The sequence below is a fragment of the Microbacterium enclense genome (genome assembly GCF_004022425.1).
GTDB classification, from domain to species: Bacteria; Actinomycetota; Actinomycetes; order Actinomycetales; family Microbacteriaceae; genus Microbacterium; species Microbacterium enclense_A.
The window spans coordinates 1-19,300 of sequence record NZ_RBZY01000055.1; the positions used below are offsets into that span (position 1 = coordinate 1).

Consider the following 19,300-nt stretch of genomic DNA (forward strand, 5'->3'; position numbering starts at 1 on the left):
TGGGTGGCCATTTCGCATATACGGACACATTTTCCGTGGGGAAGGATCGACATGTCGAACGACGACGCGGGCGAGCGCAACGTCAACGGAGGTCGCTCCGGCGACGGATCCCGCCCCCGATCGACCCCGTCTCGTGGATCTTCCGGCGGGCGTGAACGTCCCGCGCGCGATTCGTCGGCGCGCCCGTTCCGTCAGGATGGAGAACGACCTGGCCGTCCGCGTCGCGACGGTCAGGATCGGGCTCCCCGCGGCGCGGGTGACCGCTCCGATCGTCCGCGGCGCGAAGGGGATTCCACTTATCGGCCCCGTCGCGACGACGATCGCACGTATCGTCCGCGTCGGGACGGCGACGCGCGGCCGAACAACGGTGCGGGAGAGAACCGCCCCCGCCGCGAGGGTGATCCGCGCCGGTCCGCGGGCGGCGGGTTCGACCGTCCGCGGCGCGATGGTGATTCCCGGCCTTTCCGCAGCGACGGCTCCAGCGCCGGGCGACCGCGGCGCGACGCGGATTTCCGACCCCGCCGCGACGGTGACTCCGCGGGCCGCCCGCGCCGGGACGGCGACTCACGCCCGGGGCGTCCCCGCGGCGAGAGCGGTGACTCGCGTCCGTACCGGCCCCGCACAGAGGGCAATGACCGCCGCCCGTCGGGCGACCGTCGCCCCGGGGCAGGTGCACCGCGCCGGTTCGACCGCGCCGATGCTCGCGCCACGCGTCCGCCGCAGGATCAGCGTGAGCGCGGACCCGCGATTCCTGAGGACGTCACCGCCCGAGACCTGCCGGGTGCGGCGCGCAACGAACTGAAGACTCTGAGCAAGGACAACGCCGAGAACGTCGCCCGCCACCTGGTGATGGCGTCGCGTCTGATCGACGACGATCCCGCCCTGGCTCACGAACATGCTCTCGCTGCTTCGCGCAGCGCCGGGCGCGTGGCCATCGTCCGCGAGACCGTCGCCATCACGGCCTACGCGACCGGCGACTTCGCGCTGGCTCTCCGCGAACTCCGGACGCACCGCCGCATCTCCGGGTCGGACGAGCAGCTGCCGCTCATCGTCGACAGCGAGCGCGGGGTGGGACGCCCCGACCGCGCGCTGGAAGAGGGGCGCGCAGTGGATCGCTCGACCCTCCCGACGGCGGTGCGCGCTCAGCTGGCGATCGCGATGTCGGGCGCACGTCTGGACCTCGGGGAGCCGGAGCGCGCGCTCCAGGAGCTGGACATCCCCGAGGCCGATCCCGATCGGGCGTTCGACTGGAGCCCCGCCCTGTTCGCGGCGCGCGCTGCAGTGCTCGAGGAACTCGGGCGGCACGAGGAGGCCGCCGAGTGGTTCCGGCGCGCCGAGATCGCGGCGGACGCCCTGGACGCCGCCGCCGGGGTCGCCGACCGCGAGGTCATCGTCGTGGAGGAGATCGACCTCATCGATGACGAGGGCGGCGTGGACGTGGCACCCGGAGTCGTCCCGATGCAGGGCGAGGGTGAGGACGAGGACGAGGAGCGATGATTTTCGGTCGGAGCAAGCCCGGATCCACCCCCCTCGACGGCGTCGACGTCGTGCTCGCCGACCTGGACGGCGTCGTGTACGCCGGCCCGGGTGCGTTGCCGCACGCCGTGGACAGCCTCAATCGTGCCGTGGAGGAGGGGCGCCGAGTCGGCTACATCACGAACAACGCTTCGCGCACGGACGCCTCAGTGGCCGAACACCTGACGTCCCTCGGGTTGCACGTGGCCGCGGACGATGTCGTGACGAGCCCTCAAGCCGCGATGCGCTTGCTGAACGACCTCGTTCCGGCGGGATCGACGCTGCTGGTCGTCGGGGGCGAGGGGCTCGTCGTCGAGGTCGAGAAGGCGGGCTACGTCGTCACTCGAAGCGCCGAGGACGCTCCGGCCGCCGTCGTGCAGGGATTCGCGCCGGAGGTCGGGTGGGCGCAGCTCGCCGAGGCGGCGTACGCGCTCGCGACGCCGGTGGACGAGGGTGGCATCCCCTGGATTGCGACGAACACCGATTGGACCATCCCGCAGGCCCGCGGTATCGCGCCGGGAAACGGCACGCTCGTGTCGGCCGTGCACACCGCGGTGGGGCGTCTGGCCACTGTTGCGGGCAAACCGGAGCGGCCGATCTTCGACCTCGCCGTCGCCCGAACGGGTGCCCGATCGCCGCTGTTCATCGGCGACCGGCTCGACACGGACGTGCAGGGCGCTCGCGCGGCGGAGATGGCCTCGGTGCACGTGCTCACGGGGATCGACCGGCCGAAGCAACTACTCGCTGCCGCGCCGAACCAACGACCCGACTACATCGTCGAGGACCTGCGACAGCTCTTCGAGCCCTACCCTGCCACGATCGTGAAGGGCGAGCGCACTCGCGTGGGCGACGCGGTCGTCGAGATCGACGGCGTCGACCTGCGCATCGTGTCGGCGGGGGAGCGGCAGATCGATCTCCTGCGCGCTGGAGCAGCCGCGATCTGGGGCTCTGGCCGCGCGATCTTCGGGTTCCGCGTTCCGGAACAGCTGTACGCGGACCCGTTCCGCGTGCGCTGACGCCGATACGATGGCATCCATGTCGGACGACCGCGAGACCGATGTCGGGGCCGAACTGATCGACCGCCTCCGCATCATCGAGGATCAGCCGCTCGACGCGCGCGCCGACGCGTACGCCGCGCTCCACGACGAACTCGCGCGCCGGCTCGAATCGGGCGCCGCGACGCCGGCCGACGGATGAGCGGCCGGCTGGATGCCGAACTCGCCGCGCGGGGACTCGCGCGATCGCGGACGCACGCGGCGCAGCTGATCTCCGACGGTCTGGTGAGCGTCGACGGGCGCGGGGCGGTCAAGCCGTCGGTCCGTGTCGACGACGATGCGCGCATCGAGGTCGCCGTGACCGATCACTACGTCAGCCGCGGTGCGCACAAGCTCCTCGCCGCGCTGGATGCCTTCGACGTCGACCCGTCGGGGAGGGTCGCGCTCGACCTCGGGGCCTCGACGGGAGGCTTCACCCAGGTCCTGCGGGAGCGGGGTGCGGACCCCGTCCTGGCCGTCGACGTGGGTCACGGGCAGTTGTCCCCAACCCTGGCCGCCGACCCCGGTGTCGTGTCGGTCGAGGGGTATAACGTGCGATTCATGACCGCCGACAGCCTCGCCGCCGCGACGGGTGTCGCCGAGCGACCGCACGTGGTCACCGGAGACCTGTCGTTCATCTCTCTGCACCACGTGCTGCCCGCCGTCGCGGACACCGCTGCCGCCGAGGCCGAGATCGTGCTGCTCATCAAGCCGCAGTTCGAGGTCGGTCGTACGGCGGTCAAGGGCGGACTCGTGACCGATCCCGCGATGCGCTCGGACGCCGTGCACGGCGTCCTCTGGGCCGCGTGGGACGCGGGTCTCAGGACGGCGGGGCTCATCGCCTCGCCCCTCATCGGCACGCACGGCAACCAGGAGTACGTGGCGTGGTTCTCGGACACCCGGGGCACCGACCCCTCAGAATGGGAGAGCACCGTGACCCGACTGACCGGAAGCCGATGACCCCCAGCGAACGCCGAATACTGCTCGTCGTCCACGCGCGCCGCGACGACACCGTCGAGGCCGCGCAACGCGTGCTCTCGGCGGTCCGTGCGGCCGGTGCGATCCCGGTGGTGTCCGCCGAGGACCGGCCCGAGCTCGCCGAGCGTCTGTCGCTCGACGGCGTGGAGACCCTGGGCGTCGACGTCGACGTCGACGGGCTCGAGCTCGCCATCGTCCTCGGCGGCGACGGAACGATCCTGCGCGCGGCGGAAACCGTCCGCGGGGGTACGGCACCGATCCTGGGCATCAACATGGGTCACGTCGGCTTCCTCGCCGAGATCGAGCGCGACGACATGGATGACGCCGTGCGCCGCGTGATTGCTCGCGACTACCGCGTCGAGGAGCGTCTGGCTCTCGCGGTGAAGGTCTTGGATGCCGACGACCGCGTCATCTTCGAGACGTGGGCTCTGAACGAGGCCACGGTCGAGAAGGCGAGTCGCGAGCGCATGCTCGAGGTGGTCATGGAGGTCGACGGTCGACCCCTGTCGTCGTTCGGGTGCGACGGGGTCGTCATGGCGACGCCGACCGGATCGACGGCGTACAACTTCTCGGCCGGCGGACCCGTCATCTGGCCGACCGTGGAAGCCATCGCCGTCGTCCCGCTCTCGGCCCACGCGCTCTTCGCCCGCCCGCTGGTGGTGAGCCCCGACGCCACGGTCGCCGTAGAGGTGCTCGAGCGCACCAGCGGCAGTGGCATCCTGTGGTGCGACGGACGCCGCTCGCACGACCTGCCGCCCGGCGCTCGTGTCGTGGCGCGGCGGTCATCGCGTCCGGTGCGTCTCGCGCGGCTGCACCCCGCGGCCTTCACCGACCGGCTCGTGCGCAAGTTCCGTCTGCCGGTGACCGGCTGGCGCGGCGCGCTCGGGGGCATGCCGTGATAGAAGAGATGCGGCTGCGCGACCTCGGCGTCATCGCCGAGGCGACTTTGCCCATCGGTCGCGGGTTCACGGCGATCACCGGCGAGACCGGGGCCGGTAAGACCATGGTCGTGACGGGTCTCGGGCTGCTGCTCGGCCAGCGCGCCGACTCGGGTGCGGTGCGCTCGGGCGCCGCTCAGGCCGCGGTCGAGGGCGTATGGATCGTTTCCGAGGAGGGCCCGGTGGCCGCGCGCGTGCGCGAAGCCGGGGGAGACGTGGAGCCGCTGGGCGACGGCGCAGCCGAGCTCTACCTCGGTCGCACCGTTTCCAGCGAGGGTCGGGGACGGGCGACCGTCGGCGGACGCACCGCCCCGGCCGGCGTGCTCGCCGATCTCGCCGACGACCTTGTCGTCGTGCACGGGCAGTCGGATCAGCTGCGGTTGCGCTCGGCATCCGCCCAGCGCGACGCGCTCGACCGATTCGGAGCGGACCCGGTGGCGACGGCCCGTGCCGCGTACCGCGCCGCGTGGGACGCATTCCGAGCCCTGGATGCCGAGCTGACGACGCTGACGTCCGATCGCGACGATCGCGCCCGCGAGGCCGAGGAGCTGCGCGCAGCCATCGCCGAGATCGAAGCCGCCGCGCCGGTCGTCGGCGAGGAGGAGGATCTCGCGCGTCGCGCGGAGCGCCTCGCCAACGCGGAGGAGTTGCGGATCGCCGCGGTCAGCGCTCACGCGGCGCTCTCGAGCGACGACGACACTCCAGATGTCGTTGCTCTGCTCGCCGAGGCGCGCCGCGCATTGGAGCGTGTCTCGGGCAGCGACGCGGAGCTCGCGGCGATCGGCGAGCAGGTCGCCGACCTGGGCTATCGCGCCACCGACGCCGCCGTCGCCCTCTCGGGCTACCTCGCCGACCTCGACGAGTCGGGTCCGCACGAGCTCGCTGCGGTCGACGAGCGGCGCAGCGTCCTGGCGGCGCTGACTCGCGCGCACGGGTCCGTGGATGCCGCGATCGCCCTGCTCGAGACCGGATCGGCGCGGCTGCTCGAGCTCGACGACGACGGCGACCGCATCGAACGCCTGGGTGCGCAGCGCGATGCCGCCGCCGCAGAGGTGGACGCGGCGGCCGACGCCCTCACGGCCGCGCGGCGCGAGGCGGCCGAACGTCTGAGCGTCGCGGTCACGGAAGAGCTGCACGCCCTCGCCCTGCCCGATGCGAAACTCACCGTCGAGGTGACGGCGTCGTCGACGCCCGGTGCGCACGGACGCGACGACGTCGCCATCCTCCTCGCCCCGCACCCCGGCGCCGATCCTCGACCGGTGTCGCGCGGCGCGTCGGGAGGCGAACTCAGCCGCGTGATGCTGGCGATCGAGGTGGTCATCGCCGGCGTCGACCCGGTGCCGACGTTCGTCTTCGACGAAGTGGATGCCGGAATCGGCGGGGCCGCCGCGATCGAGGTGGGCCGCCGACTCGCGCGGCTGGCGGAGTCGTCGCAGGTCATCGCGGTCACCCACCTCGCGCAGGTGGCCGCCTTCGCCGGCAATCACCTGACGGTGGTCAAGGGCAACGACGGCGCGGTGACGGCATCCAGTGTCCGTCGGCTCGAGGGCGCCGAGCGGGAGGCCGAGATGGCGCGTCTGCTGTCGGGTCTGACCGATTCGGATGCCGCTCTCACGCACGCACGAGAGCTGTTGAAGACCGGCCGGGCGGTGCGCTGACCTCCTGGCGACGACACGGGATCGTCACGCCGGGGTGACCTGCGTGTCGGCGGCCGATGCCAGACTGCCCTGAACGCGCGGCGTGCTCCGCGCGGCCATCCTCGAAGACGACTGATAGGATCGAAGCCCGTGATGCAGACTTCGGACGCGGGACATTCAGACGACAACACCACGGCATCGACCTTCACGACGAAGCACATCTTCGTCACCGGAGGAGTGGTCTCGTCTCTCGGTAAGGGCCTGACGGCGGCCAGCCTCGGCAACCTCCTCACGGCGCGGGGACTCCGTGTCGTCATGCAAAAGCTCGACCCTTACCTCAACGTGGATCCGGGCACGATGAACCCGTTCCAGCACGGCGAGGTCTTCGTCACCGACGATGGGGCCGAGACCGACCTCGACATCGGTCACTACGAGCGCTTCCTCGACATCGAGCTGAGCCAGGCGGCCAACGTCACCACCGGCCAGATCTACTCGCAGGTCATCGCGCGCGAACGCCGTGGCGAGTACCTCGGCGACACCGTGCAGGTCATCCCGCACATCACCGACGAGATCAAGCGCCGCATGCGCCTCCAGGCGACCGAGACGCCGCAGCCGGACGTCATCATCACCGAGATCGGCGGCACGGTCGGCGACATCGAGTCGCAGCCGTTCATCGAGTCGGCGCGGCAGATCCGCCACGAACTCGGCCGCAAGAACGTCTTCTTCGTGCACGTCTCGCTCGTGCCGTTCATGGGCGCGTCGGGCGAGCAGAAGACCAAGCCCACGCAGCACTCCGTCGCCGCCCTCCGCTCCATCGGCATCCAGCCCGACGCCCTCGTGCTGCGCAGTGACCGGCCGGTCACCGAGTCGAACAAGCGCAAGATCGCGCTCATGTGCGACGTCGACGAGGACGCCGTCGTGAACGCCGTCGACGTCCCGAGCATCTACGACATCCCGTCGATGCTGCACGACCAGGGCCTCGACGCCTACATCGTGGACTCGCTCGACATCGCCGCGGCCGCCGACGTCGACTGGTCGCGGTGGCAGCGGGTGCTGCAGGCGGTGCACAACCCGAAGCACGAGGTCACCATCGGTCTCGTCGGCAAGTACATCGATCTGCCGGATGCCTACCTGTCGGTGACCGAGGCCATCAAGGCCGGCGGCTTCGCGCAGGAGACGCACGTGAAGATCACGTGGATCCCCTCCGACCTCTGCGAGACGCCGGAGGGGGCGGCCAAGGCCCTCTCGGCGGTCGACGGCATCATCGTCCCCGGCGGCTTCGGCATCCGCGGGATCGAGGGCAAGCTCGGTGCGCTGCGTTTCGCTCGGGAGCAGGGCATCCCGACGCTCGGCATCTGCCTGGGTCTACAGTGCATGGTCATCGAGTACGCGCGGACCGTCGCGGGCCTCGAGGGCGCGTCGTCGAGCGAGTTCGACCCCGACACCGTGCACCCGGTCGTCGCGACCATGGCCGAGCAGATCGACATCCTGCAGAGCGGCGACCTCGGCGGCACGATGCGCCTGGGCCTGTACCCGGCCGACCTCGGCGAGGGCTCGCTCGCGGCCGAGGTGTACGGCGAGACCCGCGTGTTCGAGCGTCACCGCCACCGCTACGAGGTCAACAACGCGTACCGTCAGCAGCTCAGCGACGCGGGCCTGGTGTTCTCGGGGCTCAACCCCGACCTCGACCTCGTCGAGTACGTCGAGCTGCCGCGCGACGTCCACCCGTATTACATCGCCACGCAGGCTCACCCCGAGCTGCGCTCGCGTCCCACCCAGCCGCACCCGCTGTTCCGCGGCCTGGTCGGCGCGGCGCTCGAACGTCACCGCGCGAGCGAGCTGTTCGACGTCGAGGAGGACTGACATGGAATCGCTGCGCGACGAGCCCGTCGACCTGGAGGTCGTCGCCAGCGACCTCGTGTACCAGGGGGCGGTGTGGGACGTCCGGTCCGACACCGTGCGGTACGGCGACGGCGAGATGACCCGCCAGTACGTCGAGCACCCCGGTGCCGCGGCGGTCATCGCGCTCGACGACGACGGCCGAGTGGTGCTCATCCAGCAGTACCGCCAGCCGATCAAGGAGCGGGACTGGGAGGTCCCGGCGGGCCTCCTCGACGTCGCCGGTGAGCCGCCCATCGAGACGGCGAAGCGGGAGCTCGGCGAAGAGGTCGATCTCGCGGCCGACCGCTGGCAGCACCTCGTGTCGATCCACACGACGCCCGGCGGCAACGACGAGGTCGTGCATCTCTTCCTCGCCCGCGGGCTCTCCGATGTCGTCACCGATTACGAGCGCGAGCACGAGGAGTCGGACATGCGCGTCGAGCGCGTGCCGCTGGCCGACGTGATCGACGGGGTCCTCGCGGGGCGTCTGCGCAACGGCATCCTGGCCACCGGTGTCCTCGCGGCTGCCGAGGTGCTGCGCCGCGAGGCCGCGTCGGCCTGACGTGAAGCTCGAGCGCGCGGTCGAGACGTACCTGCGGCACGTCGCGCTCGAACGGGGGCTGTCCGACCACACCGTCGCCGCGTATCGCCGTGATCTCGCGGTGTACGCCGGGTGGTTGGCTGCGCGGGGCATCGACGACACGGATGCCGTGACCTCCGCGCACGTGGCGGAGTTCGCCGCCGAGCGGGCATCGGCCGAGCCGCCGCCCGCGGCGTCGTCGCTCGCGAGGCTGCAGTCCTCGGTGCGCGGGCTGCACCGCTTCCTCGTGCGCGAGGGGCGCGCGGTCGACGACCCGAGCGGACGGCTGCGCCCACCGAAGGCGCCGCGGCGCCTCCCCAAGGCCCTGTCGATTGGCCAGGTCGAGCAGTTGCTGGATGCCGCCGGCCCCGCGCCGGGCTCGGAGGACCAGGCCGCGGCGGGTCCCGCGGCCGTCCGCGACCGCGCCCTGCTCGAACTGCTGTACGCCACTGGCGCCCGCGTGTCGGAGATCGTGCAGCTCGACGTGGACGACACCGCGCATGGCGATGTGCTGCGCGTTCGCGGCAAGGGCGCGAAGGAGCGCATCGTCCCGGTCGGCTCGTACGCCCGCGCGGCGGTGGAGGCGTACCTCACACGGATCAGGCCGGCCTGGGCGGCCAAGGGCAGGGCCACGCCGCGGCTGTTCCTGGGTGTCCGCGGCGCGCCGCTGTCGCGCCAGAGCGCGTGGCTCATCATCCAGGCCGCCGCCGAGCGGGCGGGCCTCACCGCGCACGTCTCACCGCACACGCTGCGGCACTCCTTCGCGACGCACCTCCTGCAGGGCGGCGCCGACGTCCGTGTGGTGCAGGAGCTCCTCGGCCACGCCTCGGTCGCCACGACCCAGATCTACACGCACGTCTCGGTCGACGCTCTCCGCGACGTCTACGCCACGGCGCACCCGCGGGCGCGGTGAGCCGCGGCGCCGAAGGAGTGGCATCCGCTCGTCGTGCTGAGAAAAGGGGATGCGACGAGAACAGGGCAATCTGAGCGATATCCGCCTGTTCTGGGGACGACGCCTGTTTTCGCGACGTGGCGCGCTCGGCATCAGGCGCGGCCTGGCGTCGCGAGAACAGGCGATGTGGCGAGAACAGGGCGATTCCGCCGCGATCTGCCTGTTGCGGTGGCACCCGCCTGTTCTCGGTACACGCCGCGACCGCGCTCACCGCGGGTCTCCCGGCGAGCGGCGGGGCGACGAGTAGACTCGGCACGTTATGACGAAGGCGGGAGACTCGGTGTCGACGAGCACGAAGGGGACGGCGAAGAGCGCGGACGAGGTCATCCTCGGACCCACCGGACGGCCGTACCAGGGATTCCCCACCCCGCCCGCCCTCGACAGCCACGGTCCCGCCCGCATCATCGCCCTCTGCAACCAGAAGGGCGGCGTCGGCAAGACGACCACCACGATCAACCTCGCCGCCGCGCTCGCCGGCTACGGCCGCCGCGTGCTCGCGATCGACTTCGACCCGCAGGGTGCGCTGTCGGCGGGACTCGGCATCCAGACGCACGACGTGCCCACGATCTACGACCTGCTGCTCGACACGAAGCGCGACCCGCGCGACGCGATCGTGCACACGCGCGTCGAGGGTCTCGACCTCATCCCGGCGAACATCGATCTGTCGGCCGCCGAGGTGCACCTCGTCAACGAGGTCGCGCGCGAGACGATCCTCGCCCGGGTGCTCCGAAAGCTCGCCGCCGACTACGACGTGGTGCTCATCGACTGCCAGCCGTCGCTCGGCCTGCTCACGGTCAACGCGCTCACCGCCGCGCACGGTGTGCTGATCCCGCTCGAGTGCGAGTTCTTCGCGCTGCGCGGTGTCGCTCTCCTCATCGAGACGATCGACAAGGTGCGCGATCGCCTGAACCCGGCGATCGAACTCGACGGCGTCCTCGCGACGATGTACGACCCGCGCACCCTGCACTCGCGCGAGGTCCTCGAGCGGGTCGTCGAGGCGTTCGGAGACGACGTCCTCGAGACCGTCATCGGTCGCACGGTGAAGTTCCCGGATGCCTCGGTCTCGGGCATGCCGATCACCGAGTTCGCGCCCGAGCACGCCGCCGCGCAGGCCTACATGCGGTTGGCGCGGGAGCTGGTCGCCCGTGGCGCCGTCGCCTGACGGCGGCACCGCTGCCAGCCCGCCCGACAGCGGGGACGCCGAGGCCGCGGGCTTCCGTGTGTCGCTTCCGGTGTTCGACGGGCCGTTCGACCTGCTCCTCAACCTCATCTCCGCGCACGAGCTCGACATCACCGAGGTCGCACTCAGCCGCGTGACCGACGAGTTCATCGCGTACCTCCGGGCGCTCGGCCCCGAGGGAGACCTCGACGAGGCCTCCGAGTTCCTGGTGGTGGCCGCGACCCTGCTCGACATGAAGATCGCCGGTCTCCTGCCGCAGGGGGAACTGGTGGATGCCGAGTCGGTGGCGCTCCTCGAAGCCCGCGACCTGCTCTTCGCGCGCCTGCTGCAGTACCGGGCCTTCAAAGAGGTGTCGTCGTGGTTCGCGCGCTGTCTGCAGCGGGAAGACCGCCGGCACACCCGCAACGTCCGGCTGGACGAGAAGTACCGCAGCGCCGTCCCGGAGCTGGTGTGGACGCTCAGCGCGGAGGATTTCGCAGCGCTCGCCGTGGTCGCGCTGGCGCCGAAGCAACCGCCCACCGTGGGGCTCGACCACCTGCACGCGCCGCTCGTCAGCATCCGCGAGCAGGCCGCGATCGTCGTCACCCTGCTGCGCGGAGCGGGGACGCTGAACTTCCGTGATCTCGTCGCCGGCGTCACCGAGACCGGGGTCGTCGTGGCGCGGTTCCTCGCGATCCTCGAGCTGTACCGCCACGCCGCGCTGTCGTTCGAGCAGATCGAACCGCTCGGCGAACTGACCCTGCGCTGGACCGCCGAAAGGTGGTCGGAAGAGAACCTCGCCGCCCTGGGAGCCGACTATGACCGATGACACCGCCATCCGGCCGACCGCCGAGACGCCCGCGCGCCCGACCGACACGGCATCCGTCGCTCGTCGCCTGGAGGCGATCCTGCTGATCCTCGACGAACCGCAGAGCCTCGTGTCGCTGGCAGCGGCCGTCGCCGCACCGGTGCCGGCCGTACGTCAGGCGATCGAGGGGCTCGTCGCCGACTACGACGGCGAGACCGGCGGACCCCGCCGCGGCTTCGAGCTGCGCGAGGTCGGCGGGGGGTGGCGGCTGTACGTCCGCGAGGAGTACGACGACGTCGTGGGGGAGTTCGTGAACACCCAGGCGCCGTCGCGCCTGTCGCAGGCGGCGCTGGAGACTTTGGCCGTCATCGCGTACAAGCAGCCGGTGACGCGGGGGCAGGTGGCATCCATCCGCGCGGTGAACGTGGACTCGGTCGTGCGGACGCTGCTCGCCCGCGGGCTCATCGCCGAGGTCTTCACCGACCCGGACACGGGCGCGATCCATTACGGAACGACCGACCAGCTGCTAATCAACCTGGGCATCAACTCGCTCGACGAGCTGCCCCACATCTCGCCGTTGCTCGACGACGGCGCCGACGGATTCGACGGAGAGGTGCTCAGATGAGCGAAGAGGGCGTACGCCTGCAGAAGGTGCTCGCCAACGCGGGGGTCGCCTCGCGTCGGGTGTCGGAGCAGATGATCGTCGAGGGGCGCGTGCGCGTGAACGGCGCCGTGGTGACCGAGCTCGGCTCGCGCATCCACCCGGAGAGCGATCTCGTCGACGTCGACGGCGTTGCGGTGCAGCTCGACGCGTCGAAGCGCTACGTGATCCTCAACAAGCCGACGGGGGTCGTCAGCTCGATGAACGACGATCGCGGGCGGCCCGACCTGCGCGGCTTCACCGTCGACTGGGAAGAGCGCCTGTTCAACGTCGGACGCCTGGATGCCGACACCTCGGGGCTTCTCGTCCTGACCAACGACGGCGACCTCGCCCACGTGCTCGCCCACCCCTCGTTCGGCGTGACGAAGGTCTACATCGCGAAGGTCGACGGGCTCGTGACGCCGCAGACCATCGCGCGTCTGACGAAGGGCGTCGACCTCGAGGACGGACCGATCGCCGCGGACAAGGCACGGCTCCTGGATGCCTCGCAGGGAGCAAGCCTGGTCGAGTTGACGCTGCACTCGGGGCGCAACCGGATTGTGCGGCGCATGATGGCCGAGGTCGGCCATCCGGTCGTGGAACTCGTGCGGCGGCAGTTCGGGCCCCTTCACCTGGGAACTCTCCCGGTGGGGAAGGCCCGCGAGTTGACTACAGTAGAACGTGGTGCCCTGCTCACGCTGTCCCGTCGGGACGGTGACGCCCCGGCCGCTCCGGCCGAGTGACCGCGCGGGGCGCTTCGCGGCCCGAGCAGTGCCGCCCAGGGCAGCAGGAGACCCGATGACCGATCCGAGTGGAACGTCCGCGCGCGCGGAGGCCCCGTTGGCGACCCGTACGAGCGGCACGGTCCGCGTCGTCGGCTCGGGCCTTCTCGGCGCCAGCGTCGGTCACGCGCTCACCGCCCTCGGCGTCGACGTCGTGCTGGCCGACACGTCTCCGTCGCAGCTGCGCCTCGCGATCGACTACGGGGCCGGACGCGCCGAGCGCGACGACGACCGGCCGTCGCTCATCGTCGTCGCCGTGCCGCCCGACGTCGTCGCCGACGTGGTCGAGCGCGAACTCGCGGCGTACCCGGGTGCCGTGGTCACGGACGTCGCGAGCGTCAAGCTCGAGCCGCTGCGCACGCTCCGCGCGCGCGGCGTCGACCTCACGCACTACATCGGATCGCACCCGATGGCCGGACGCGAACGCGGGGGAGCGATCTCCGCGCGCGCCGACATCTTCGTCGGGCGCCCCTGGGTCGTGTGCCGCGACGGCGAGACCTCGGCCCGTGACCTCTCCCTCGTCGAGGGTCTCGCCCTCGACCTCGGCGCGACGCTCATCGAGATGACGCCGGAGGAGCACGACGAGTCCGTGGCCCTCATGTCGCACGTGCCGCAGCTGGTCGCGAGCCTGCTCGCCGGCCGCTTCGTCTCGGCCCCCGACGGATCTCTCCGTCTTGCGGGGCAGGGCGTGCGCGACACCACCCGCATCGCGGCATCCGCTCCCGAACTGTGGGTGCAGATCCTCGGTGCGAACGCGGCCCCGGTGGTCGAGGTGCTCGATCAGCTCGCCGCCGATCTCACCGATGTGGCCGACGCACTGCGCGACCCCGACGTCCCCGGTGCCCGCCGCACGGTGGCCGACACGATCCGCCGTGGCAACGAGGGCGTCGAGCGTCTGCCGGGCAAGCACGGCCAGAACCGCCGATTCGACACGTTCGTCGTCATGGTCGACGACACCGCCGGGCAGCTCGGCCGTCTCTTCGGCGAGCTCGGCGACCTCGACGTCAACGTCGAAGACCTGCGTCTCGAGCACTCGCCGGGGGCTCCCTTCGGTCTGGCCGAGATCAGTGTCGTCCCCGACGCCGTCCGCCGAGCCGTCGACGGGCTCCAGCAGCGCGGATGGCGGATTGCGAGCACCACCCATGACTGAGTCCCTCACCAAGCCCTCGGCCGATGCGCCCGTCGCGATCGTCGCGATCGACGGGCCCGCGGGCAGTGGCAAATCCAGCGTCTCGAGAGCCGCGGCCGAGCGCCTCGGCTTCGGATTCCTCGACACGGGCGCGGCGTACCGCGCGCTCGCCTGGCACGCGCTCGAGCACGGCAGCGACACCTCCGACGCCACCGCGGTGCTGGAGGTCTTCGGCGACTTCGACTACGCCATCTCGCTCGATCCGGCGGACCGCTGGGTCCGCGTCGGGGGGACCGATGTCACCGCCGCGATCCGCGAGCCCCGCGTGACGGATGCCGTGAGCGGCGTGGCCCGCGTCCCCGCCGTGCGGCAGGCCGTCAACGACCTCTTCCGCCGGCTCGTGGCATCCGCGGGTCTGCGGGGTGTCGTGGTCGAGGGCCGCGACATCACCACGGTCGTGTTCCCCGATGCGCCGGTGCGCATCCTGCTGACGGCTGCGCCCGAGGTGCGCGCCGCTCGACGCAGCACCGAACTCGGCGGCCACGATGCCGCCGCGGTCGCCGCCGCGCTGCACAAGCGCGACGCGGCCGATTCCACGGTCGTCGACTTCCTCACCGCCGCTCCCGGCGTGCAGGTCGTCGACTCGACCCACCTCGATTTAGACCAGACCGTCGACGCCGTGCTGAACGTCGTCGACTCCACGATGGGAGCCCGCGATGGGCGTTGACGACGAGTACGAAGGCGGGCCCGACCAGCTCGCCGAGAAGATGGCCGAGCTGGACGAGGTCCTGGCCGAACAGCGCGCACAAGCGCTGCGCGCGGGCCTCGAGGACTTCGACCTCGACGAGGACGATGCGGCGCTGCTCGCCGGCCTCGCCGGGGAGGAAGACGGCATCGAGTTCCTGCCAGCGCTGCCGGTCGTGGCGATCGTCGGTCGCCCCAACGTCGGCAAGTCGGCGCTGGTGAACCGCATCCTCGGACGCCGTGAGGCCGTCGTCGAGGACACCCCGGGTGTCACCCGCGACCGCGTGACGTACAAGGCCGAATGGCTCGACCGTCGGTTCTCGCTCGTCGACACCGGCGGCTGGGAGCCCGACGCCCGCGGCATCGACCGCTCGGTCGCGGCGCAGGCCGAGGTCGCCATCGACCTCGCCGACGTGGTCCTGTTCGTGGTGGATGCCACGGTGGGCGCGACCGCGACCGACGAGCACGTCGTACGGCTGCTGCGCAAGACCAAGAAGCCGGTGTTCCTCGTCGCCAACAAGGTCGACGACGCCCGCCAGGAGCCCGAGGCCGCAGCTCTGTGGAACCTCGGTCTCGGTGAGCCGCACCCCGTCTCCGCCATCCACGGCCGCGGGGTCGCCGACCTCCTCGACGAGCTCATGAAGGTGCTGCCGGAGATCTCGGCCGTCGCCAAGTACGAGATCGGCGGTCCGCGTCGCGTGGCCATCCTCGGCCGCCCGAACGTCGGCAAGTCGTCGCTGCTCAACAAGGCCGCGGGCGAAGAGCGCGTCGTCGTGAACGAGCTCGCGGGCACGACCCGCGACCCCGTGGACGAGGTCGTCGAGCTCGGCGGCAAGCTCTGGACGCTCGTGGACACCGCCGGCATCCGTCGTCGTGTACACCTGCAGCAGGGCGCCGACTTCTACGCGTCGCTGCGCACCTCGACCGCCCTGGAGAAGTCCGAGGTCGCCGTCGTGGTGCTCGACGTGTCGCAGTCGATCAGCGTGCAGGACCTCAACATCATCGACCTCGTGCTCGAGTCGGGTCGCGCGCTCGTGCTGGCGTTCAACAAGTGGGACCGCCTGAACGACGACGACATGGAGAACGCCGACCGGCGCCGCTACCTCGAGCGCGAGATCGAGCAGGACCTCGCGCACGTCACCTGGGCACCGCGCGTGAACATCTCGGCCCGCACCGGCCGTCACCTCGACAAGCTCGTCCCGGCGCTCGAGACGGCCCTGGAGTCGTGGGATCAGCGCATCCCGACGGGCAAGTTCAACGCGTTCCTCGCCGAGCTCGTCGCCGAGCACCCGCACCCGCTGCGCGGTGGCAAGCAGCCGCGCATCCTGTTCGGGACGCAGGCGTCGACGCGTCCGCCGACATTCGTGCTGTTCACGACCGGATTCCTCGACCCGGGCTACCGCCGGTTCATCCAGCGGCGCCTGCGCGAGATCTACGGCTTCGAGGGCACGCCGATCGTCCTCAACATGCGTATCCGCGAGAAGCGCCAGCGCTGAGTCGCCCCACGAACGCCCCGGTTTCGGCCGGGGCGTTCGTGATGTGGTCGATCGTTGCCCAGAATGTCGGTGCGGCGTGTCACGCTTCCTGGAAGACAGCTGAGTGTCGATAGAGTCCACTGCGGCGGACCAATCGGATCCGCCGGAGTGTGGCATCCTTTCGATGCCGTGATGGGGGATCATCGTGACCAATTCTCAGACCGCCCCGGCGTTGAGCCAGCCGTACTACGGGGCTCCGATCGGGGCTGCCGTCCAGCGCTTCTTCAAGAAGTACGCGACGTTCACCGGCCGTGCGAGCCGCAGCGAGTACTGGTGGTGGGCCCTCGTGCAGGCCATCGTCTCGTTCGCGCTGACGATCCTCGCGCTCGCGACCGGCGGCGCCACCGTCGACGAGCTCGGCAACCCCACCGCACCGTCCGGTCTCGGACTGGTGTTCTTCATCATCTACCTGTTGTGGGCGTTGGCCACGATCGTGCCGCACCTGGCCCTGACTGTGCGTCGCCTGCACGACACCAACCGCAGCGGCTTCTGGATCTTCATCGCCTTCGTGCCGTTCGTCGGCGGCATCATCCTGTTCGTCTTCATGCTTCTGGACTCCAAGCCGGAGGGTGCTCGCTTCGACTGAGCGGGTTCTCGGGACGGCCGACGCCGAGACTGCATCCGGCCGACGACTCCACCGCAGCGTGCTGCGGGATCGTCGAGCGGGTGCAGCCTCTGCGTTTTCGCGGACCCCGTGTGAGGGGCGGGGCGCCCCGCGGGTCGGGGCTGTGCCAGGCTGGGGAGGATGACGATCCAACCTCCGGCCCCGGGCGAACCGCGGCGTCCGCACGGGCCCCGCGACCCCGGCGATGCCTGGGTGGTGGCACCCACGGGTGAGAAGTACTGGGGCCGATTCGGCGCGGCGGGCCTGCTCGCCGTCGATGCGGAGCGCGGCGTCCTCCTGCAGCACCGAGTTTCGTGGAGTCATTTCGGCGATACTTGGGCGCTGCCGGGTGGTGCGCGCCACGAGGGCGAATCCGCTCGCGACGGCGCCCTGCGCGAGTCGGCCGAAGAGGCGGGCGTGCCGGTGGATGCCGTGCAACCCCGCTTCGAGAGCGTTCTCGACCTCGGCATCTGGTCGTACACGACGCTCGTCGCCGATGTGACGACGCCGTTCGAGCCGGTGATCAGCGACCCCGAGAGCGTGGCGCTGGAGTGGGTGCCGATCGACGAGGTGGCATCCCGCCCGTTGCATCCGGGATTCGCGGCGGCGTGGCCCGCGCTGCGCGCTGCTCTGCCGGTGCGCCCGGCGGTGGTCGTCGACGTGGCGAACGTCGTGGGCTCGGTGCCCGACGGGTGGTGGAAGGATCGCGCCGGAGCCGCCGCACGCCTGCTCGCCCAGCTGTCGATGCTCTCCGTCGAGGGGATGGATGCCGAACAGCTGAGCCTCACGGCCACGCGCTGGTTCCCGCTCGTCACGGCGGTGCTGGAGGGCGAGGCGCGGGCGGCGGAGGTGCCCGTGCAGCGTCTGCCGGTGGTCCGCGCGGAGGGCTCGGGCGACGACGAGATCGTCGCGGTGGCTCGCTCGCTCGTCGACGCGTGGAGCCCCGTCATCGTGGTGACTAGCGACCGCGGCCTCGCCGCGCGCGTCGAAGAACTCGGGGCGTCGGTGCGCGGGGTGCGGTGGCTGCGGGAGCAGCTGGGCTGACGCCCGGCGGTGGAGTGGCGCGCGGCGGCGACTCGATGATCTGCACGATCTCGGTCGTCGGGGCGGCTTCGGACTGAGCGAGCGCGGATCGCTCTGCAGCGGGCGGCGCGTCAGTCGAGGTCGCGGCCGCGGAGCTTCTCGATCTCGCGGCGGTCGCGCTTGGTGGGGCGCCCGGCGCCGCGGTCGCGCACGGGCACGAACGGCATGCTCTCGCGCGGGGGCGGCGGGGGAGTGCGATCCTCGGCGGCTTCGGCGACGAGGGCCGCGCCGACTCGCTTCGCGATGGTCTTCTTCACGACGAGGATGCGGTCGAAGCCCTGGATGCGCACGCGCAGCTCATCGCCGGGGCGCACGGGTTGGGCGGCCTTCGCGCGCTCGCCGTTGACGCGGACGTGACCCGCGCGGCACGCGGTGGTCGCGGCCGACCGGGTCTTGTAGACGCGGATGGCCCACAGCCACGCGTCGACGCGCGCGGTGGGCGTGGCATCCGTCATCGAGGCTCCTTCGGGGAACCTCCATCGTAGGTCGGGGGATCAGTCGCGAAGCGTGAGGGACACGAGCGCGCGGTCGGGTTTGGGGCGATCGACGACGGTGAAGCCGGCGTCTTCGAAGACCGAGACCGTGCCGAGGTAGAGGTCGTTCACCGGGATCTTCGCGGCGGTAGGGTCGCGCGGATACCCCTCGAGGACCCGGGCGCCGCCGTCGCGGGCGGCGTCGACAGCGGCATCCAAGAGCCTGCGCATCAGGCCGCCACCGCGGTGAGCCTTGCGTATGACGAAGCAGGTGACCGCCCAGACCGAGTCGTCGTCGATCGGTTCGGTCGTGAACCGGACGACGTTGCGCGTGCGGGCGAGGCGCGGCTGCGCCGTGCGCGGGCCGACGCGCACCCATCCGGCCGGCTCGCCGTCGACGTACGCGATCAGTCCGGGTGGGGCGTCGGCGTCGAGCTCCGCGCGGAACATCTCGGTGCGCTCGGGAACCGAGCTCTCTTTCCACGGGCCGTTCGACAGCAACCACCACTGGCACTGGCACGCGCGCCCGTCGCCGCTGTCGAGTGCGACCTCGGCATCGTCGAAGCGATCGCCGGTCGCGGGGAGGATCTCGATGCCCATGCCGCGACCGTAGCGAGCGGGCCGGACACGGGCAAGGGATGCCGTGGAGGTTCCGTGCGTCAGTTGCGGCCGCGGCCGCGATGCCACGTACACGCCCGGGGCGGCGTCGGTTCGCGGGAGGTCCGCGGAGCGGGTAAGATAATCGAGTTGCCCGCTCGCGGGCGACGGGATGTGGCGCAGCTTGGTAGCGCACTTGACTGGGGGTCAAGGGGTCGCAGGTTCAAATCC

General features: G+C 71.2%; 20 protein-coding genes. 18 read left to right on the forward strand and 2 right to left on the reverse strand.

What is annotated here, in order from left to right; genetic code table 11:
- Positions 1–849 precede the first annotated feature (849 nt).
- The 18 genes from D8Y23_RS13385 to D8Y23_RS13465 all read left to right on the forward strand — a co-directional run bounded on the left by D8Y23_RS13385 (position 850) and on the right by D8Y23_RS13465 (position 17,960).
- The gene (locus tag D8Y23_RS13385) at positions 850–1,497 is read left to right on the forward strand and encodes a hypothetical protein (RefSeq protein WP_240663902.1); all 648 of its coding nucleotides are present in this window, start codon (positions 850–852) and stop codon (positions 1,495–1,497) included.
- Positions 1,494–2,531: an HAD-IIA family hydrolase gene (locus tag D8Y23_RS13390; RefSeq protein ID WP_128218596.1), complete on the forward strand. Its 1,038-nt coding sequence runs from the start codon at positions 1,494–1,496 to the stop codon at positions 2,529–2,531. The genes D8Y23_RS13385 and D8Y23_RS13390 overlap by 4 nt, the downstream gene beginning before the upstream one ends.
- 19 nt (positions 2,532–2,550) lie before the next feature.
- Complete coding sequence (locus D8Y23_RS16855) at positions 2,551–2,712, forward strand: hypothetical protein (protein WP_164878242.1); 162 nt, start codon at positions 2,551–2,553, stop codon at positions 2,710–2,712.
- A complete protein-coding gene (locus D8Y23_RS13395) occupies positions 2,709–3,509 on the forward strand; it encodes a TlyA family RNA methyltransferase (RefSeq protein ID WP_128218597.1) in 801 nt (266 codons plus the stop codon). Before D8Y23_RS16855 ends, D8Y23_RS13395 begins: the two co-directional genes overlap by 4 nt.
- Positions 3,506–4,426 (forward strand): NAD kinase, encoded by a 921-nt coding sequence (locus D8Y23_RS13400; protein ID WP_128218598.1) that lies wholly within the window; start codon positions 3,506–3,508, stop codon positions 4,424–4,426. Before D8Y23_RS13395 ends, D8Y23_RS13400 begins: the two co-directional genes overlap by 4 nt.
- Positions 4,423–6,123: a DNA repair protein RecN gene (recN, locus tag D8Y23_RS13405; protein ID WP_128218599.1), complete on the forward strand. Its 1,701-nt coding sequence runs from the start codon at positions 4,423–4,425 to the stop codon at positions 6,121–6,123. The genes D8Y23_RS13400 and recN overlap by 4 nt, the downstream gene beginning before the upstream one ends.
- Before the next feature lie 132 nt (positions 6,124–6,255).
- Positions 6,256–7,965: a CTP synthase gene (locus tag D8Y23_RS13410; RefSeq protein WP_128218611.1), complete on the forward strand. Its 1,710-nt coding sequence runs from the start codon at positions 6,256–6,258 to the stop codon at positions 7,963–7,965.
- A 1-nt stretch (position 7,966) separates the two neighbouring features.
- The gene (locus tag D8Y23_RS13415) at positions 7,967–8,545 is read left to right on the forward strand and encodes an NUDIX domain-containing protein (RefSeq protein WP_128218600.1); all 579 of its coding nucleotides are present in this window, start codon (positions 7,967–7,969) and stop codon (positions 8,543–8,545) included.
- Position 8,546: 1 nt separating this feature from the next.
- Positions 8,547–9,476, forward strand: coding sequence for a site-specific tyrosine recombinase XerD (gene xerD / locus D8Y23_RS13420; RefSeq protein ID WP_128218601.1), 930 nt, complete (start codon positions 8,547–8,549; stop codon positions 9,474–9,476).
- A gap of 298 nt (positions 9,477–9,774) precedes the next feature.
- Positions 9,775–10,677 (forward strand): ParA family protein, encoded by a 903-nt coding sequence (locus D8Y23_RS13425; protein WP_240663903.1) that lies wholly within the window; start codon positions 9,775–9,777, stop codon positions 10,675–10,677.
- Positions 10,661–11,503, forward strand: a complete 843-nt coding sequence (locus D8Y23_RS13430) for a segregation and condensation protein A (protein WP_128218602.1) — start codon at positions 10,661–10,663, stop codon at positions 11,501–11,503. The genes D8Y23_RS13425 and D8Y23_RS13430 overlap by 17 nt, the downstream gene beginning before the upstream one ends.
- Positions 11,493–12,107: an SMC-Scp complex subunit ScpB gene (gene scpB, locus D8Y23_RS13435; protein WP_240663904.1), complete on the forward strand. Its 615-nt coding sequence runs from the start codon at positions 11,493–11,495 to the stop codon at positions 12,105–12,107. Before D8Y23_RS13430 ends, scpB begins: the two co-directional genes overlap by 11 nt.
- Entirely contained in the window at positions 12,104–12,865 is a 762-nt protein-coding gene (locus tag D8Y23_RS13440; protein WP_128218603.1) for a pseudouridine synthase, read from the forward strand. Before scpB ends, D8Y23_RS13440 begins: the two co-directional genes overlap by 4 nt.
- 55 nt (positions 12,866–12,920) lie before the next feature.
- Positions 12,921–14,054, forward strand: coding sequence for a prephenate dehydrogenase (locus tag D8Y23_RS13445; protein WP_128218604.1), 1,134 nt, complete (start codon positions 12,921–12,923; stop codon positions 14,052–14,054).
- A complete protein-coding gene (gene cmk, locus D8Y23_RS13450; RefSeq protein WP_128218605.1) occupies positions 14,047–14,760 on the forward strand; it encodes a (d)CMP kinase in 714 nt (237 codons plus the stop codon). Before D8Y23_RS13445 ends, cmk begins: the two co-directional genes overlap by 8 nt.
- Positions 14,750–16,273 (forward strand): ribosome biogenesis GTPase Der, encoded by a 1,524-nt coding sequence (der, locus tag D8Y23_RS13455; RefSeq protein WP_128218606.1) that lies wholly within the window; start codon positions 14,750–14,752, stop codon positions 16,271–16,273. Before cmk ends, der begins: the two co-directional genes overlap by 11 nt.
- Before the next feature lie 184 nt (positions 16,274–16,457).
- Complete coding sequence (locus D8Y23_RS13460) at positions 16,458–16,898, forward strand: DUF805 domain-containing protein (RefSeq protein WP_128218607.1); 441 nt, start codon at positions 16,458–16,460, stop codon at positions 16,896–16,898.
- Between the two features lie 159 nt (positions 16,899–17,057).
- Positions 17,058–17,960, forward strand: coding sequence for an NUDIX domain-containing protein (locus D8Y23_RS13465; protein ID WP_128218608.1), 903 nt, complete (start codon positions 17,058–17,060; stop codon positions 17,958–17,960).
- Between the two features lie 110 nt (positions 17,961–18,070).
- On the opposite strand, the gene D8Y23_RS13470 is transcribed toward D8Y23_RS13465, so the two are convergent.
- Positions 18,071–18,454, reverse strand: a complete 384-nt coding sequence (locus D8Y23_RS13470; protein WP_128218609.1) for an RNA-binding S4 domain-containing protein — start codon at positions 18,452–18,454, stop codon at positions 18,071–18,073.
- A 39-nt stretch (positions 18,455–18,493) separates the two neighbouring features.
- Positions 18,494–19,072: a GNAT family N-acetyltransferase gene (locus D8Y23_RS13475; protein WP_128218610.1), complete on the reverse strand. Its 579-nt coding sequence runs from the start codon at positions 19,070–19,072 to the stop codon at positions 18,494–18,496.
- Between the last annotated feature and the right edge of the window lie 228 nt (positions 19,073–19,300).

Excerpts from the sequence above, each read along its gene's own strand:
- D8Y23_RS13385 (WP_240663902.1), top strand. The coding sequence starts at position 850 with ATGGCGTCGCGTCTGATCGACGACGATCCCGCCCTGGCTCACGAACAT.
- D8Y23_RS13390 (WP_128218596.1), top strand. The coding sequence starts at position 1,494 with ATGATTTTCGGTCGGAGCAAGCCCGGATCCACCCCCCTCGACGGCGTC.
- D8Y23_RS16855 (WP_164878242.1), top strand. The coding sequence starts at position 2,551 with ATGTCGGACGACCGCGAGACCGATGTCGGGGCCGAACTGATCGACCGC.
- D8Y23_RS13395 (WP_128218597.1), top strand. The coding sequence starts at position 2,709 with ATGAGCGGCCGGCTGGATGCCGAACTCGCCGCGCGGGGACTCGCGCGA.
- D8Y23_RS13400 (WP_128218598.1), top strand. The coding sequence starts at position 3,506 with ATGACCCCCAGCGAACGCCGAATACTGCTCGTCGTCCACGCGCGCCGC.
- D8Y23_RS13410 (WP_128218611.1), top strand. The coding sequence starts at position 6,256 with ATGCAGACTTCGGACGCGGGACATTCAGACGACAACACCACGGCATCG.
- D8Y23_RS13415 (WP_128218600.1), top strand. The coding sequence starts at position 7,967 with ATGGAATCGCTGCGCGACGAGCCCGTCGACCTGGAGGTCGTCGCCAGC.
- D8Y23_RS13425 (WP_240663903.1), top strand. The coding sequence starts at position 9,775 with ATGACGAAGGCGGGAGACTCGGTGTCGACGAGCACGAAGGGGACGGCG.
- scpB (WP_240663904.1), top strand. The coding sequence starts at position 11,493 with ATGACCGATGACACCGCCATCCGGCCGACCGCCGAGACGCCCGCGCGC.
- D8Y23_RS13440 (WP_128218603.1), top strand. The coding sequence starts at position 12,104 with ATGAGCGAAGAGGGCGTACGCCTGCAGAAGGTGCTCGCCAACGCGGGG.
- D8Y23_RS13445 (WP_128218604.1), top strand. The coding sequence starts at position 12,921 with ATGACCGATCCGAGTGGAACGTCCGCGCGCGCGGAGGCCCCGTTGGCG.
- cmk (WP_128218605.1), top strand. The coding sequence starts at position 14,047 with ATGACTGAGTCCCTCACCAAGCCCTCGGCCGATGCGCCCGTCGCGATC.
- der (WP_128218606.1), top strand. The coding sequence starts at position 14,750 with ATGGGCGTTGACGACGAGTACGAAGGCGGGCCCGACCAGCTCGCCGAG.
- D8Y23_RS13465 (WP_128218608.1), top strand. The coding sequence starts at position 17,058 with ATGACGATCCAACCTCCGGCCCCGGGCGAACCGCGGCGTCCGCACGGG.
- D8Y23_RS13470 (WP_128218609.1), bottom strand. The coding sequence starts at position 18,454 with ATGACGGATGCCACGCCCACCGCGCGCGTCGACGCGTGGCTGTGGGCC.
- D8Y23_RS13475 (WP_128218610.1), bottom strand. The coding sequence starts at position 19,072 with ATGGGCATCGAGATCCTCCCCGCGACCGGCGATCGCTTCGACGATGCC.